12 protein-coding genes are annotated in these 15,810 nt (G+C 36.2%); 6 read left to right on the forward strand and 6 right to left on the reverse strand.

The genetic code is table 11. The features are described 5' to 3' along the window. Nucleotides 1-6: 6 nt before the first annotated feature. The 3 genes from ANA_RS10885 to ANA_RS10895 all read left to right on the forward strand — a co-directional run bounded on the left by ANA_RS10885 (nt 7) and on the right by ANA_RS10895 (nt 4,983). Nucleotides 7-453 carry a hypothetical protein gene (locus ANA_RS10885; protein ID WP_015080112.1) on the forward strand — a complete coding sequence of 149 codons (447 nt, stop codon included), beginning with the start codon at nt 7-9 and terminating at the stop codon, nt 451-453. 81 nt (nt 454-534) lie between these two features. Then, nucleotides 535-1,092, forward strand: a complete 558-nt coding sequence (locus ANA_RS10890; protein ID WP_015080113.1) for a Uma2 family endonuclease — start codon at nt 535-537, stop codon at nt 1,090-1,092. Between the two features lie 57 nt (nt 1,093-1,149). After that, nucleotides 1,150-4,983: a hypothetical protein gene (locus ANA_RS10895; protein WP_015080114.1), complete on the forward strand. Its 3,834-nt coding sequence runs from the start codon at nt 1,150-1,152 to the stop codon at nt 4,981-4,983. Between the two features lie 70 nt (nt 4,984-5,053). Here ANA_RS10895 and ANA_RS10900 read toward each other — a convergent pair whose 3' ends face one another. From ANA_RS10900 to ANA_RS10915, 4 genes are all read right to left on the reverse strand, one after another. Continuing rightward, complete coding sequence (locus ANA_RS10900; protein ID WP_371260404.1) at nt 5,054-5,884, reverse strand: Uma2 family endonuclease; 831 nt, start codon at nt 5,882-5,884, stop codon at nt 5,054-5,056. 222 nt (nt 5,885-6,106) lie between these two features. Next, a complete protein-coding gene (locus ANA_RS10905) occupies nt 6,107-7,198 on the reverse strand; it encodes a glycosyltransferase (RefSeq protein ID WP_015080116.1) in 1,092 nt (363 codons plus the stop codon). 424 nt (nt 7,199-7,622) lie between these two features. Beyond that, on the reverse strand, nt 7,623-8,267 hold the full coding sequence (gene pdxH / locus ANA_RS10910; RefSeq protein ID WP_015080117.1) for a pyridoxamine 5'-phosphate oxidase: 645 nt from the start codon (nt 8,265-8,267) through the stop codon (nt 7,623-7,625). 215 nt (nt 8,268-8,482) lie between these two features. Next, nucleotides 8,483-11,836, reverse strand: a complete 3,354-nt coding sequence (locus tag ANA_RS10915; RefSeq protein WP_015080118.1) for a type ISP restriction/modification enzyme — start codon at nt 11,834-11,836, stop codon at nt 8,483-8,485. Between the two features lie 379 nt (nt 11,837-12,215). On the opposite strand from ANA_RS10915, the gene ANA_RS10920 reads away from it, so the two are divergent. Both ANA_RS10920 and ANA_RS10925 read left to right on the forward strand, forming a co-directional pair. Continuing rightward, on the forward strand, nt 12,216-13,310 hold the full coding sequence (locus ANA_RS10920; RefSeq protein ID WP_015080119.1) for an AI-2E family transporter: 1,095 nt from the start codon (nt 12,216-12,218) through the stop codon (nt 13,308-13,310). Between the two features lie 120 nt (nt 13,311-13,430). Beyond that, a complete protein-coding gene (locus ANA_RS10925) occupies nt 13,431-14,222 on the forward strand; it encodes a segregation/condensation protein A (RefSeq protein ID WP_015080120.1) in 792 nt (263 codons plus the stop codon). On the opposite strand, the gene ANA_RS27635 is transcribed toward ANA_RS10925, so the two are convergent. After that, the gene (locus ANA_RS27635; protein WP_235081805.1) at nt 14,219-14,374 is read right to left on the reverse strand and encodes a hypothetical protein; all 156 of its coding nucleotides are present in this window, start codon (nt 14,372-14,374) and stop codon (nt 14,219-14,221) included. The two genes, ANA_RS10925 and ANA_RS27635, sit on opposite strands and share 4 nt — an antisense overlap. After that, on the reverse strand, nt 14,319-14,519 hold the full coding sequence (locus ANA_RS27640; protein ID WP_041457972.1) for a hypothetical protein: 201 nt from the start codon (nt 14,517-14,519) through the stop codon (nt 14,319-14,321). Before ANA_RS27640 ends, ANA_RS27635 begins: the two co-directional genes overlap by 56 nt. A 116-nt stretch (nt 14,520-14,635) precedes the next feature. Between ANA_RS27640 and ANA_RS10935 the strand changes: the two genes are divergently transcribed. Beyond that, nucleotides 14,636-15,805: a sugar phosphate nucleotidyltransferase gene (locus ANA_RS10935; protein ID WP_015080121.1), complete on the forward strand. Its 1,170-nt coding sequence runs from the start codon at nt 14,636-14,638 to the stop codon at nt 15,803-15,805. Nucleotides 15,806-15,810: the final 5 nt, after the last annotated feature.

Raw genomic sequence — 15,810 nt, forward strand, 5'->3', positions numbered from 1 at the left:
AATATCATGAATACTATTAATGTGGGAATTGTTGGAGACGGGCTAACTGACTATAAAGTGTTTGGAAAAATTGTTGAATGTATTTTATTAGAAGAAATATCAGAAAATGTCAAATTTGATATTATTCTACTGATTAGAAAAAACATTTTTGATCATGTTCAAAAATACAAAAATGCCTGTCGCAAAAATCCTGAAGGGTATTACTTACCCAATAAAATAGCAGTAGAACTAAGAGATAGTATATGTGGTACAATTATCCAAGCTTTTGAGGAGTTTAAAGATAATGTAGATATTTCCTATAGTGATATTCTTTTAATAACTACTGATACGGAACATATTCTTAAAGATAAAAATCAATATTTTGATACTTGGGCAATTAGTTTATCGCATATTTTGAGAGAAGCAATTGAAATATCTCGTTTATACTGTATGTGGTATTTACATCACAGATAAAAAAGATCTAAAATAAATGTAGAATATTTAATAGATTCCCTAGTTTCACCCCTATTAATTAAAATTCCCATAGAGGCGACAATGGTTTTACAATTACTCAGACACCAATTTACAGTTAAGCAATTTCACCAAATGGCTGAATCTGGTATTTTGTCAGAAAATGAAAGATTAGAATTAATTCGCGGAGAAATGATTGATATGTCCCCTATTGGTACAAGACACTCAGGTTGTGTTTTATTTTTAAGTAACTTACTAGCGTTGCTATTAGGAGGTCTGGCCTTAATTAATGTCCAAAACCCAGTAGAATTAGATGAAACTTCTGAACCTCAACCAGATATAGCATTATTAAAACCCCGTGCAGATTTTTATAGAACTGCACACCCCCAACCAGAAGATATATTTTTGTTAATAGAAGTTGCCGACACAACGATAAAATATGACAGAGAAGTAAAAATTCCTTTATATGCAGAAGCAAATATTCCTGAACTTTGGTTAATAGATGTTAATCAGGAAGTTATAGAAGTATATCGAAATCCTCTCCAGGGAGTTTATCAAGATATACAGAAGTTAGTAAAAAATCAGACTTTATCAATTTTAGCTTTTCCTGATGTCAGTATTAATGTGACTGAAATATTTTAAATTATCCAGTCATCTTAAAAGGGCTATTTCTGATATACATTTACAGGGTTGCAGATTATGACATCACCTTTTGAACCATCCCAGAAAATTCCCGTTAAACTACCATCTAATCATCCTGACTTATTATTAGGATTAGATGATTTATTAAATCTCGGTTTAATATCTGATGATCAAGTTAAACAAATATCCCGTCAATATCTCACTTGCACTGTAGTATTTACACCTCAAACTGCATCAGAACCAGAGGAAATTTTCACCCCTAGCACACCCCCACGAAAACCATTAATTGCGACTTTACCTCCCATACCAACAGTACCTAAAAAACCCAGCTTTGTTAATTCGATGCTGCAATCTTTTGGTGAAGAATTAAGTGTGCGGTGGTTGCTGTTTTTGGGTATATTTTTAGTAGTGCTTTCCTCCGGTGTTCTCGCTGCAAGTCAATGGGAAAGATTCCCCGCAGTTGGACAGTATGGGGTTTTATTTGCGTATACTTTGAGTTTTTGTGGATTTACATTTTGGGCGGGTAAACAAAGCAATTTAAGGTTAACTGCACAGACATTATTAATAGTCACATTGTTATTAGTGCCTATCAACTTTTGGGCAATGGATAGCTTTAGTTTGTGGCAAAATCCATTGAATTTAATTGTGATAGGAATTGCATCTCTGACTCTCACATTTATTACTAATCAACTTTGTCAAAACCGCAATATTATTACTAATTTTCCCAGTGGTAAATTACCTTTAATCAATATTATCGGTTTGAGTTATTTACATTGGGGTTGGAAGTTATCAAATTTCCCCCTAATTGCTGTTTATTTAGCAATGATAGGCACAACTACTATTACTGTTTACAATCAATTAACCCAACCCCAAGAAAATACAAATATAGAAACTCCACAATGGGGAATTAGTTTATATTTTACTTTCCTGATTTACGCTTTATTAACTTTACTGACAAGGGCTATTTTTATAGCTGGAGTTAATATTACTCAATTAGGTTTAGCAATTGGGATTTGCGGTGGTTTAGTAATTTGGTTATCAGAAAAAAATTCTTCTACAAATCCTTCTATCCTTTGGGAAGAATTAGGAAGAAGTTTACTTTTATTAGGTTGGTTAGTTTCAGTCATAACAGAACCAGTCCAAGCTATAATAGTCAGCATTTTAAGTTTGTGGGTTTTTAGTCGTCGGTTACAAAGATATAATTTACAAAAAGATTTTTTAGCTATTTTCTTAATTGGGTTACAGACAATTTGGCTAGGTTGGAGATTAATTCCTAATGAATTAAAAACATTACTAATTAGCACCGCTACCCATTTAACCAATTCTCAAAATGAACCTTGGGTATTATTGAGTATTGCTTTATTTCCCTACATCATATTAATGTTATGGTTAACAGATAAATTACATGATCAAGAAAATCAAGAATTGGCAGATTTTGGAGAATATCTAACTTTATTTTTAGGGATTTGTTTAACAATAATTAGCTTAGTGAATCCGACATTAAGAACGGCTAATTTTTTATTATCTACTATTACTCTAGCCACATTTATCCAACGTCGTGCAGCTTTTTATCCTCCCTTGATATACTTAACTCATGGTATGGGAGTATTGACGCTAATTTCTAGCATTAATTGGTTTTTACCCAGTTTAAATCAAGAAATTTGGGCTGGTATCTTATTAGCTATCATGATAGCTGAATGGGGATTTAGTCTTGGTGAAGGCATAACGCGACGGAGTGCATGGTATATTGGTTTAGTATTGGCTGCAATCAGTTTTTCTCTATTATGGGTAAATGCTCAAAATTATTGGGCTGGTAATTGGCAAAATCAAAACTCTTTAGGCGTAATTTGGTTAATTACACCTTTAGCATTAACAGGTTTAGCTATTCGTAACACTGAACCAAATCGCACCAATAACAGGTTTTTAAGTGTCTTCGCTGTAGGGATTTCTCAATTATTAACTTTACCATTACCAGGAATAAGATTAATCGGTTTGGGTGTGGGTATAGCGGTAATGTTAGTCCATACTCGCTATTCAAGAAACCAAATATATGCAGGAATAATTATTGGTTTTGGATTAAGTTTCCTGACTGCATTATTAGGTGAAGGTGTATTTGGTTTAATCCAATTAAAAATATCAGGTTGGTTTGTCGTTACTGCATTAACAATACTGAGTTTATGGCTATGGCGTGGTGTACTTTTACGCAAAGGTACAGAATTGGCAATAATTTATGCAGCCGCAAGTGATAAATGGGCGATCGCATTATGTACAATAGAACTATCAGCCCTAACTTTGCACTCCAGCTTAATTTATCAAGGAACTATCAAAACCGAATATTTCTATATTATCACCACAGCCATAATTTTAGGGGCAATTGTCTATCGCAGTTGGGGACAATCTAAAGAAGCAGCATTTTATGGAATCGGTTGGTGTTTAGAATTATTAACAGCAGAAATCTTAGGATTTGGCGAACATTCAATCATTAGAATCGCCATAGCAAACATCATTCTCGGTTTAACAACTCAGCTATTTGGTGAATGGTGGCGACGCAAACATCAATTACAAACATTACCTAATAGTTTTCATATTCTCCCCCTTATTTATGGTGCATTTAGCGTCATTTTGCGATTAAATACCTTTGCCAATTTTACAGGTTTTTGTTCCCTGGGTGTAGCCTTAATTATGATTGGGGTAGGAAGACGCAGGGAAGCATTTAAACCCCTCCTTTATTTTGGTATTATCGGCCTATCAATTTCCGCCTACGAACTCCTATTTTATCAAATGTCCCTATCTAAAGGAGAGGCTTTAGGTGATGGTTTAATTGCCATGTCAGCCCTTGGTACTAGCATCATGTATGCTTACCGTATCCTCACACCCTGGCTGATTAGTTATCTGGGTTTAAATTCTCAAGAATTAAAAAATATTGCCCATCTTCATTGGGTTTGGAGTAGTATTTTATTCCTTTTTGCTATGACTTTACCTATCCAAATTAACTCGTCTATCGTATTAGGAACAGGATTATTTTTAGTTCGCTATGCGATTTGGCAAGGAAAAGAAAATTCCCAAGAAACAAATCAAGAAATCTGGGTTTATTTAGGTTTAATAGAAGTAGGAATTATTGGTATTTATTTACAAAATTTACCAATAGGGAGATTAATATCTGAGCAATTACTACCTTGGAATGGGGCGATATCCTGCCTATTTGCCTACTTCCTATATATCCTACCTTGGCAAAGATTAGGTTGGTCAAAAACGCCTTGGCAACGCACAGCATACATTCTCCCATTAATTATTGTAGGAACAACGGGACTAACAACCTATCCTATTACTTTAATTATCGTTGCTGCTTACTACGTCTTTTTAGCTAACGCTGCCACACAAATCCGGTTTACATATATCAGTTTAATATTAATTGATTGGGCATTATTTACTTGGTTTAATGATTTAAACTTCAGAGATTCTCTTTGGTACGTTATACCAATTGGTTTATCTTTACTATATATTGCCCAAATAGATGAACAACTAAAATTATCAACAACCAAACCTCTCCGTCACAGTTTGCGAATGTTAGGAAGTGGTTTAATTTGCGGTTGGACAATTTTGTTTTATCAAAATCTGCCTTTTATCCCTGGTGTTTTTAGTCTGATTACTATTTTCGCTGGCTTAGGTTTAAAAGTCCGCGCTTTTCTTTATGTTGGTACAGGTACTTTTTTAATTACTAGCATTTACCAATTAGTAATTTTCAGTCTGAGTTATTCTTTCTTAAAATGGATTGTTGGTTTATTAGTTGGTATTTTGTTAATTTACATTGCTGCTAACTTTGAAACCCGACGCACTCAAATCACTGCCCTACTTCGCAATATTAGTGATGAATTTGCCAATTGGGATTGATTAGACATCTGGTGAAAAAAGTAGAGACGTTCCATGAAACATCTCTACAACAATTTTAGAAAACGCACATTTAATCAATTGGATCAATACCCAGTGCGCGTAATTGTTCTGCCAATCTTTCAGCCCGTTGGCGTTCCTGTTCAGCCCGTTGACTTTCTTGTTCAGCCCGTTGGCGTTCCTGTTCAGCCCGTTGACTTTCCTGTTCAGCCCGTTGGCGTTCCTGTTCAGTCCGTTGCTGTTCTTGTTCTACCTTTTCGACTGCCCAGGGTAACAGATTACCTGCTTGATCCCACCATCTTAGCCAGTAACCTATACGCCCCTCTTTTTCTCCTTCCCACAATCCCAAAAATAATCCCATATCTGTAATCCAGTAGCGATTATTCTCGTCTGTTGGCTGTAATTTATACTGTCCTGACTCAATTTGATGAACTTCCAATTCAACCGTCAGGGGATCAAAAATTACATAGGTAGGGACTTGGAGAATTTGTTCATAAAAAAACCATTTTCCGGGGGGGAAGGCGCGTCTAGCTGAGTATTCTTTCCCGTCTGTATCTGAACAAAATTCCATGACAACGCGGGGAATTTCTCCTTCCAGATGAGGTGTATAACTGCGTCTATCTGTTGTCCCAGACAAGGGTAAAACCGTCTGCACAAAAAACCAATCTGGGGCTTTAACAACAAGTTTGTCATTCATTGTGGCACATATGCCTAAATTGGCAGCTATCAGCATGGTGGATTCAATATATCCACTTAGTTCCAGACTTTCTCGTAATGCCCCAGCAATTAATGGTTGTGCAGTGTTTTCCACAGGTTCTTCTTCTAGGATAAAATCTTCGGGTAATGCTTCCCAAGAGATTGCTATTGTTGATAGTTGTGGAGCAGTTGAGATTGGAGTAGCCACCATAACTCTAACTCCCTGTTGTGAGGATTTTTTCTAATTTATTATCGTCCCATTATAACTGAATCTTTAGATTCTTAATTTAACTGTTTGTGGAGTTGCTGAATTGGAAGATAAACTTGAAAAATCAGCAATTTCAAACTTCGTGTCTACCCTGCGGGATCTCTCTTAGAGATAGGACAAAACATAATTCATCTCCCTATTATCCAATGCCAAAAATTAGTATTAATCAGGTTGAGTAGAGGTCGAAAAACTTTCCTGAAAACTTAACTCCTCATATACAGCCAATGTTTCTTGGTGTACACGGGCAACATTTAACCATTCTAGATTTTCCTGCGATCGCTGTTTCCATTCCTGAAGTATATTTGCATCACTCAATAATTTTATTAATGCCTTAGCCAACTGATGACTATCCTGCGCTGGCACTAATATCCCCGCTTTACCATTATCTAACGCCTCTGGAATACCATCTACCTCAGTGGCCACAATCGCCAACCCTGCTTCCCTCGCTTCTGAAAGCACCAAGGGACAGGGATCACGGTGGGAAGCCAAGACAAAAATATCACAGGCTAGTAAATAACGTTGGGGTTCAGGCTGAAACCCTTCAAAGTGAATCCGATGACTAACAGCCGTTGCTTGGGCTTGAGACTCAAATATTTGTTTATCTGGGCCATTTCCGACCAAATATAAATGTACTGCGGGAAAATCCTGGGCAATTTCTTCAAAAGCCGCGATTAACTCAGTAATGCCTTTTCGTTTATACATTCCTGCTACGGTGGCTATCGCTGGACTTTGTAAACTTAAAGGTTGATAATCTGATATTTTCCGAGTTCGAGGACTACCCAATGTCCCATTACAAACTACCCGTAATTTCTGTTCAGGAATTCCCCGTTGCACCATCGAATTTTTGACAGCCTTACTAACAGCAATTACTCGATCTGCTAAACCCATCAATAAGCTACTCCGTTGAAATTCATTATGAACAGTAGCCACTAAAATATATCCATTCTCCCATCTCAAAGCCCGTGCTAACACCACACCAGTCATCATGTGAGCATGAACTATATCTGGTTGAAATTCTTGCACAATTGTTCGATAAGCGATCGCCGCCTTAATCATTGTTATTGGCTGACGATTTTGGTTAACTGCGTAATGTTTAACACCAAATTGATTTAATAATTTTTCGTATCCCCCTCCCGCTGAAATCACCGCCACATCATCGCCAGATTGGGATTGCAAACAAGCCATATCCACAGCTACATTGACAATACCATTACCGATTTCCTGGACATGATTTAATATATGTATGATTCGCATAAAGTTAAAAATGTGTATCAAAATTTAAATTGTCGGTCTTTTTTATAAGTCATGCTTACTATATACAAATTCATTATAATCTAACTGTACATTAAGAAACATATATCAAAGATAATTTGGGGTAGTTAACTTACGGCAGAATTTAGGAGTCACCAATTCATGAGTCACAGAGTAAAACTGGCTTTGTGTATAGGTCGCAATTTGGATTTTGTACCTCCTAACTACGCAACCTGTTGTATACTGAATTATTAATTAATAATCACTGTTTTCTAATCTAATCAGGATCTTCTTAATTAATTATCATTTAAACATTCAGTCCTCAGCTATCAGTTTTCAATACGGAAATACAGAATGTTAAATGTGTATAACTTTCTTCTTCTTCACCATTACTGCTGATAGCTGAATGCTGACATCAAATATTCAATCAAGGTGATAAACGCTCAATTTCCCAGCTGCCATCATCTACACGAGTATATAACAGGCGATCATGTAAACGACTCGATCTTCCTTGCCAAAACTCAATTTTTTGAGGAATCACCCGAAAACCACCCCAATGCGGAGGACGAGGAACTTCCTGATTTTCATATTTGCGCTGAAATTCTTGCAATTGTAACTCTAAGATTTCTCTGTTCGCAATTACTTCGCTTTGATTAGAAGCCCAAGCACCTAGCCGACTATATGCAGGACGGATTTCAAAATAGTTATCAGATTCTGCTGCGGAAATTTTTTCCACAGTTCCCACAATCCTCACTTGGCGTTCTAATTCCGCCCACCAAAAAACTAAAGCAGCATGGGGATTTACGGTCAGTTCCTGTCCTTTTTGGCTATTGTAATTAGTAAACAAGACAAACCCCCGTTCATCAAAATCTTTGAGTAATACCATTCTCGCTGAAGGTTGACCCTCGGATGTACAAGTAGCCAAAGTCATAGCATTAGGTTCAGGTAGCTGGGCTGCTAGGGATTGACCGAACCAAATTTTAAATTGTATAAATGGATTTGGATCAATTTGTTTCTCATTCAAATCCTGTAATGTGTAATCTTTGCGAAGATCAGCTATGTTAGTATCCATTTTTGTTATTTCCTCAAACTTTATCTAATGGCTTGCATTTTATTTCATTCTTTGTTTATGATTGTGTTTATAATACTTAATTAAGTATTTGAGTTCATAATGCGATACATTTACATTTGGTAAGTTTCGCTAACGCATTCATTCCACCGTTAACCAACAAACAGCGATAAACGATCGCTCTGCATTTTTGTTATTTTTAGGATAAAGTCAAGTATTTACTCATCTTCTTCATCTATTTCTTCCAAATTTAAAAGTGGTAACTCACTCTGAACTTCTAAAGAATTAAATTTTTCTAACTCTGTTGGTTGTGGAAACTCAGCAGATGTAAACAATTGACTTTTAATCACTTCATCGAATAAAGAAGATAAAGAGGGATATAAATCTACAGTCGCATCTAAAACCCAAAGTAAATCAAGTAATTCAAGATCAAATTGCCAAGTTTGAGGACGAATATCATCTAAAGGTGAAGACTTTTTACCAGCACCGTCTCTCATTCTATAAGCTAACCAAGATTTGACAACTTCTAAACCAGAAACACTAAAATTATAAACTTCTGGACGGACATTTTCAAATACACCTAGACCAACTTTTAATTCTTGTGTACCGACATCATAAGAAAATTCTGTGGGATAATCATTTACTGTATTGGGTATTCCTTTTTGACAACGAACTCTACCAACAGGAATTTTACCTGGTTTTTTACCACTGGGAACAAACCTTTCACAATGGGTATGTAACCAAACTAAAGTGCGTCCTATTTCTACTACTTTAATAAATAAATCCCTATTTTTGGTAATGGAAATCCTTGGACCAGGTGTTTCTAGTTCATTCCAAAATTCTTTTACATATTTGGGAGTTGCAAGTATTCCATAACAGTAAGCGAAAAAGTCCTCTGGGGAAATATTGTAATTGAATTTATTACTAAGAATTTCTAAAACTCCATTAGTAATATTAGGTTCAGTAGCTTCAGAATTTCTCCACAGAGGAATAATATGTTTAGCACCAAAAGAACCACGAAAATGATCTAAATCAGGAATTAATGAAGTAGCAACTGCTGATGGACCATTACCTAAAACATTAGTTAATAAACTTGTCATATAAACTTGCTTATCACTGTGATAACGCAGTAAGCCAGGTTTAGCATAATCACAGAGTCTATTATCTAATAAAGCCCACTGACGATCAAAACTACGATAAGCATAACGAATTGGTTCTAGAGAAGGACTTTTAGGTAATAAGTTCGTAATAGGGGGTAATAATGTTCCATCTTCTAATGATTTATATTGTTTAGTAATTTTGCGGTCACGGGTTTCTTTAAACAGTTTTTTCTGTATTCCTGGGGATTTACTAGCATTAATCAAAGTTTGCCAACGCTCATTTAAAACTTCCTTATTTTCACCAATTGTCCATGTTCGTTTAAATTGCACTCCACCACTTTGCCAAGGAAATAAATCAGTTAACTTTGCCCAATTTCCATAATCTGTATCACTAACAGGTAAAAATAAATCAGTCCAATTATTTGCACATTCTCGCCATTGTAAATCTTGAAAAGAATGAATATTCTCTAAACTTGCTAATTTTTCTTCAGTTGTACCATCAATTCTGGTAAAATGAACTTTAGCAGGAACTTCAGGTTGAGGTTTATTGTAACAAACACCAATAGCAATAGCCACAGGAGTTTGAATTGCAAATACATTTTCGGTTTTTCTTGCCCCTAAATTATCACCTTCTAAATCAATAATCCAAAGTTCATCAAATGTTTGACGCATGACTTTTCGCATTCCCGCAAATCCGGGTCCACGCAAATAGGAAGAAGCAGTAATAAAACTGATAATTCCGGCGCGATTTTCTGTATTAGCTTCAAATACTTTCCACAATGCCCATCGCCAAAAATAAACATAGTCATTATATAAATTTTTTGCATGAACACCATAACCCATTGCTGTTAATGGTTCAAGAAAATCCTCTAAAATAGGACGTTTTTTGATCAATTGCTCATTTTCATCAATCTTTTGTTCATCGTCTCCAAATCTTACCCATCCACCTTTTCTTTTCTGATTCATTAAATCATCTTCATCAATTGTTTGACGGTTATAAGGTGGATTTCCTAAACAAACCATCACTGGTGTATTTTGTTTAATTTTTTGAGCGCGTTTATATTCTTGCCCTAAAGATTTATAAAATAAAGGTAAATTACCACTTAATTTAGCATAGGGAGATTCTAAAGTATCACTTAAATAAACATGAACTCCATTTTCTGGTAAAGTACCACCTTCACTTAAAATCTGTTGAGTTAGACGTAAATGGGCAACAGCATAAGGACCTACTAAAATTTCAAAAGCGTGAATATTTGCTGCCGCATTTGTAGCAGCAGAAACTTTCATTCCTTTTCCTCTTAAATTACTAATTTGATCCAGTCCATGTTTAATAGCTGTTAAAATATAAGTACCTGTACCACAAGCGGGATCTAAGGTAATAACTTTATCATCTACAAAGGAAAATTCAGCATCAAAATGTTCTGCTAATAATTCAGCTACTAATCTAACTTGTGTTTTAATTACAGGAATGGGTGTATAATAAACACCTCTTTCTTTTCGCATTTTTGGATCATATTTAGCCAGAAAATCCTCATAAAAATATAACCAAGGATCTTCAGAACCATCTTTATTTAGTGCTGTAACATCAATAGCTGCAATTATTCTTTCTAATAAATTTACAGAAACTTCTATTTGTTCCCGTGCTGCTTCATCACCTAATATTTTTAAAGCATCAGCTAGTAAATTATGACCTGTTCTAATAGTTTTAACAGCTTGTGGTAAAGATAAATCATCTGCACCAGAAAATCTGGCTAATAAAAGTGCATAAGTTAAAGTTTGAGCATAAGCATCTGCAAATTGTTGATTATCTGCATCAGGAAATAAATAATGTCGCCAGTCTTTAGCTACTTGACTTAAATTAGATTCAGGATCTTCAAGAGCAGTTAAAACATCTTTTCTTAATAACCGACAAATAGGAGCAAGCATTTCTGCTAAAGCTTTAGGTGTAGAAGGAACAATAGGTTGCCAATTTAAAAAATCACGTAATAATATTAGTAAATCATTAGCATTTTGAGCAGTGATAGCTGATGCACCCTTAGCAGTAATATCTCCTGAAAATTTAATTGTTTTTCCTACTTTTTCACCTGTGCGATAAAGTCCCCAACTATTACCATCTGTGTAAATCACATTGGGGAGACTTTTAAACTTTTCCCATTGTTGTTTATCATCTCCTTTCAATTTATTGGGATCTGCGCCTTTTCCTGGTGCTTTTAGTTCAATATGTCCCATTAAAAGACCATTAATTGTTATTCCCATATCTGGCCTTCCTGAAAGTACCTTTTCTCGGACTTCCGTAACTACTACAATAGATAAATTTAAAATATTGGCCGCTGATTTTAATAAATTTTCAATAGGTGATTTTAGTTGGTCTTCCGCACCAAAAGAAACAGAAGAAAGTGAAAATTTAGTAGTTAAATCTTTTGCACAGTCTTGAAGATGGGATAAAAATTGAATTTCAGGATTACTAGACATATTACAAAAACCCTAATAATGATTGACGCAGGAATATATGTGTTTAATTATCTTAGTGTATATTTTTCAGGTTGATTTTATTGATACAGAGAACTATATTAAACTTAACAATTAATAGATAATTAGGTTAATAAAATAAAACCAAACTGTGTAAATAAAGGTAAAATTCCTGGAAACTTCTTCACTCTTGCCTTGCTATACTACAATTTTCAACCCCAACCTTATATCTTAGAAGTGGGCTTTCCCTCCTACATCCTGCTATATGATCAAAATCAGGAATTATTTACACAATAGATAAAGGAAGTGACAAAAGTATGGCAACACCATCCTCAATCATTCCTCTCTTACCCCTGAAGTCCTTGCTTATACATTAAATCAGATGCGCCGTTCCGCTTCTCTGCAAACTCTATTAATTTATGGACTCAGTGGACCAATTATCGCCCTCAATATCTGGCTACTGTCTGTATTATTTCGTTTTTTCCAGAATCCAATTACTATTCTCAGTATTGCGGCAATTCTGGCTTTTTTACTGAATTACCCGGTTAAGTTACTTGAGAAAGTCAGAATTACCCGCACTCAAGCGGTAATCATTGTTTTACTACTAACTTTAACTTTGTTTATTGTTTTGGGTGTTACTCTCGTACCCATGCTAATTGACCAAACCATTCAACTTTTAAATAAGATTCCGGATTGGTTGGCGACTAGTCAAGCTAATTTAGATCACTTAGAAAGTTTAGCAAAGCAGCGGCGCTTATCTATAGACTTAAAGCTGGTAACAAATCAAATAAATGCTAATATTCAAAATCTGGTACAGCAAATAGCTTCAGGGGTAGTAGGATTTGCAGGAACACTATTATCAGGAATACTGAATGTAGTCTTAGTCATCGTTTTAGCTTTTTATATGCTTATATATGGCGATCGCGTTTGGTCTGGTTTAGTTAATCTGCTACCCTCTAATATTGGTATTCCCTTTAGCCGATCATTGCAGTTAAATTTCCAAAACTTTTTCCTAAGCCAATTATTGCTGGGACTGTTCATGGTCATAGCCCTCACACCCATATTCTTATTTCTAAAAGTCCCATTTGCTCTCTTATTTGCCATTATAATTGGTATTTCTGGACTTATTCCCGTTGTTGGCGCAACTTTAGGCATTGGTTTAGTCACAATGTTAGTATTAATCCAAAATTGGTGGTTAGCCTTTCCGGTCGCTACAATGGCAGTTATCATGCAACAAATTAAAGATAATCTGTTAGCTCCAAAATTAATGGGTAATTTTATCGGACTCAACCCCCTGTGGATTTTTATCGCCATTTTAATGGGATTTGAAATTGCCGGATTATTAGGAACACTCGTTGCTGTGCCAATTGCTGGGACTATCAAAGGCACTTTTGATGCCATCAAAAGCAGTAACCATAGCGATTTTGTCTCAAATTTTCGAGTTAATTATGGCTCAGAATTTCAAGAAGATAAATAAGTTGGGCATGGGGCATGGGGCATTGAGAAAATTCTTCCTTCTTCTGACTCGTGAACTCCTGATAGCGAAGCGTGGCGTTAGCCATACTCCTGAACTCCTGGTATATTAAATTTTAAATTAATGGATGCAGCCGAATTATTAGAAAAAATTACACACCTGATTGAGCAAGCTGAAAAAGGGGAAATTGACCCTTGGGACGTGCGAGTTATTGAGGTGATTGATCATTACTTGGAATTAATGTCCCCAGAAGCAAAAACCATCAGAGGCTACGAAAGTGACTTATCTCAATCTGGACAGGCTTTTTTATCAGCATCAATGCTCGTATTATTTAAAGCTAATACATTAGTTCAGTTATCAACAGTATATAATACTCCAGAAAAAGTTTTAGATGATACACTATTAGGAATGGAAGACGGCTTGTTATATCCGGCCCATCGTTTGCACCTAGAGCAACACTTGCGTCGTCGTCCGGCCGCTATGCCACCGCCAAAACGTCGGGTGACTTTGCAAGAGTTAATAGACCAGTTGCAAATTATGGCCAGCCAGCTAAAACTGGTAGAAAAAGTTGATAAACCTAGGCGGCTTAAAGGTCGGCCTAGTGTGCAGACCATGCGAGAAGCTCTAGAGTTAGCGCACCAAGAAAATTTAACCCAAGTCGCGTTAGAAATAGAGCAGGTGTTATATGGTGCTGCTAAAGAGCAAAATTCAGAGGAACAATATTGGAATCTAGAAGAACTGATAGATTTATGGATACAGACAAAACAACCAGAGAAAAATGGGGAGCATCATGAATCAGAACACGGTAACTTAGTTAGCGTTTTTTGGGCTTTACTACTGCTATCGGCTCAATCTAAGGTAGAACTATTTCAAAAAGAATTTTACCAGGAAATTCAAATCCGCTTACCTAGCTAAAAGCAGGGGCAGGGGGAGAATAAATTTCTATCTATTCCAACTGACAACTGTACGGGCGAAGCATTTGGAGAACTATTTTTGGCAATGACCGATAATTTATTTTCCAAATGCTTCGCCCCTACTAACAACTGACAACTGTACGGGCGAAGCATTTGGAGAACTATTTTTGGCAATGACCGATAATTTATCTTCCAAATGCTTCGCCCCTACTAACAACTGTACGGGCGAAGCATTTGGAGAACTATTTTTGGCAATGACCGATAATTCATCTTCCAAATGCTTCGCCCCTACTAACAACTAACAACTGTACGGGCGAAGCATTTGGAGAACTATTTTTGGCAATGAGCGATAATTTATCTTCCAAATGCTTCGCCCCTACTAACAACTGACAACTGACTAAGGAATAAAATTTTATGAAAGCGATGATTCTTGCAGCGGGAAAGGGTACTCGTATCCGTCCCATCACATATACAATTCCCAAACCCATGATTCCTATTCTGCAAAAGCCAGTTATGGAATTTTTACTGGAGTTATTACGTCAACATGGATTTGACGAAATTATGGTCAATGTTAGCCATTTGGCGGAAGAAATAGAAAGTTATTTCCGTGATGGTCAGCGGTTTGGAGTGCAGATTGCCTATTCTTTTGAAGGTAAAATTGATGATGATGGTAAACTCGTCGGCGAAGCTATCGGTTCAGCCGGGGGTATGCGGCGGATTCAAGACTTCTCACCATTTTTTGATGACACATTTGTAGTGTTATGTGGTGATGCTTTAATTGATTTAGATTTAACTGCGGCGGTAAAGTGGCATAAATCCAAAGGGGCGATCGCTACTATCATCACCAAATCAGTTCCCAAAGAAGAGGTTTCTAGCTACGGTGTGGTGGTTACTGACGAAAATAATCGCGTTCAAGCTTTCCAAGAAAAACCTTCAACAGAAGAAGCCCTTAGCACTAATATCAATACAGGTATTTATATTTTCGAGCCAGAAGTGTTTAAATATATACCCTCTGGAGTGGAATATGACATTGGTAGCCAGTTATTCCCCCAACTTGTAGCAGATAACGCCTCTTTTTATGCTATTCCCATGGATTTTGAATGGGTAGATATTGGTAAAGTTCCCGATTATTGGCGAGCAATTCGTGGTGTTTTATCAGGAGAAATTAAAAATGTCCAAATCCCCGGACATGAAGTTGCTCCCGGTATTTTTACTGGGTTAAATGTATCTGTAAATTGGGATAAAGTTGATATCACTGGACCTGTTTATATTGGGGGAATGACCAAAATCGAAGATGGGGCAAAAATTATTGGACCAGCAATGATTGGTCCAAATTGCTGGATTTGTAGTGGGGCTACTGTAGACAACAGTGTAATTTTTGAATGGTCGCGTTTAGCTCCAGGAGTCCGCTTAGTAGATAAGCTGGTGTTTGGGCGTTACTGTGTAGATAAGACGGGAGCATCTATTGATGTGCAAGCTGCGGCTTTAGATTGGCTAATTACTGATGCTCGGCAAACTCGACCTTCAGAAATACCTTTAGAACACCAAGCGATCGCTGAATTATTAGGAGCAAATGTTAATTAGTTAGT

The organism is Anabaena sp. 90 (assembly GCF_000312705.1).
Taxonomy (GTDB): domain Bacteria; phylum Cyanobacteriota; class Cyanobacteriia; order Cyanobacteriales; family Nostocaceae; genus Dolichospermum; species Dolichospermum lemmermannii.

Coding starts and splice junctions, on each gene's coding strand:
- ANA_RS10885 (WP_015080112.1), top strand. CDS start 7: ATGAATACTATTAATGTGGGAATTGTTGGAGACGGGCTAACTGACTAT.
- ANA_RS10890 (WP_015080113.1), top strand. CDS start 535: ATGGTTTTACAATTACTCAGACACCAATTTACAGTTAAGCAATTTCAC.
- ANA_RS10895 (WP_015080114.1), top strand. CDS start 1,150: ATGACATCACCTTTTGAACCATCCCAGAAAATTCCCGTTAAACTACCA.
- ANA_RS10905 (WP_015080116.1), bottom strand. CDS start 7,198: ATGCGAATCATACATATATTAAATCATGTCCAGGAAATCGGTAATGGT.
- pdxH (WP_015080117.1), bottom strand. CDS start 8,267: ATGGATACTAACATAGCTGATCTTCGCAAAGATTACACATTACAGGAT.
- ANA_RS10915 (WP_015080118.1), bottom strand. CDS start 11,836: ATGTCTAGTAATCCTGAAATTCAATTTTTATCCCATCTTCAAGACTGT.
- ANA_RS10920 (WP_015080119.1), top strand. CDS start 12,216: ATGCGCCGTTCCGCTTCTCTGCAAACTCTATTAATTTATGGACTCAGT.
- ANA_RS10925 (WP_015080120.1), top strand. CDS start 13,431: ATGGATGCAGCCGAATTATTAGAAAAAATTACACACCTGATTGAGCAA.
- ANA_RS27635 (WP_235081805.1), bottom strand. CDS start 14,374: ATGCTTCGCCCGTACAGTTGTCAGTTGTTAGTAGGGGCGAAGCATTTG.
- ANA_RS10935 (WP_015080121.1), top strand. CDS start 14,636: ATGAAAGCGATGATTCTTGCAGCGGGAAAGGGTACTCGTATCCGTCCC.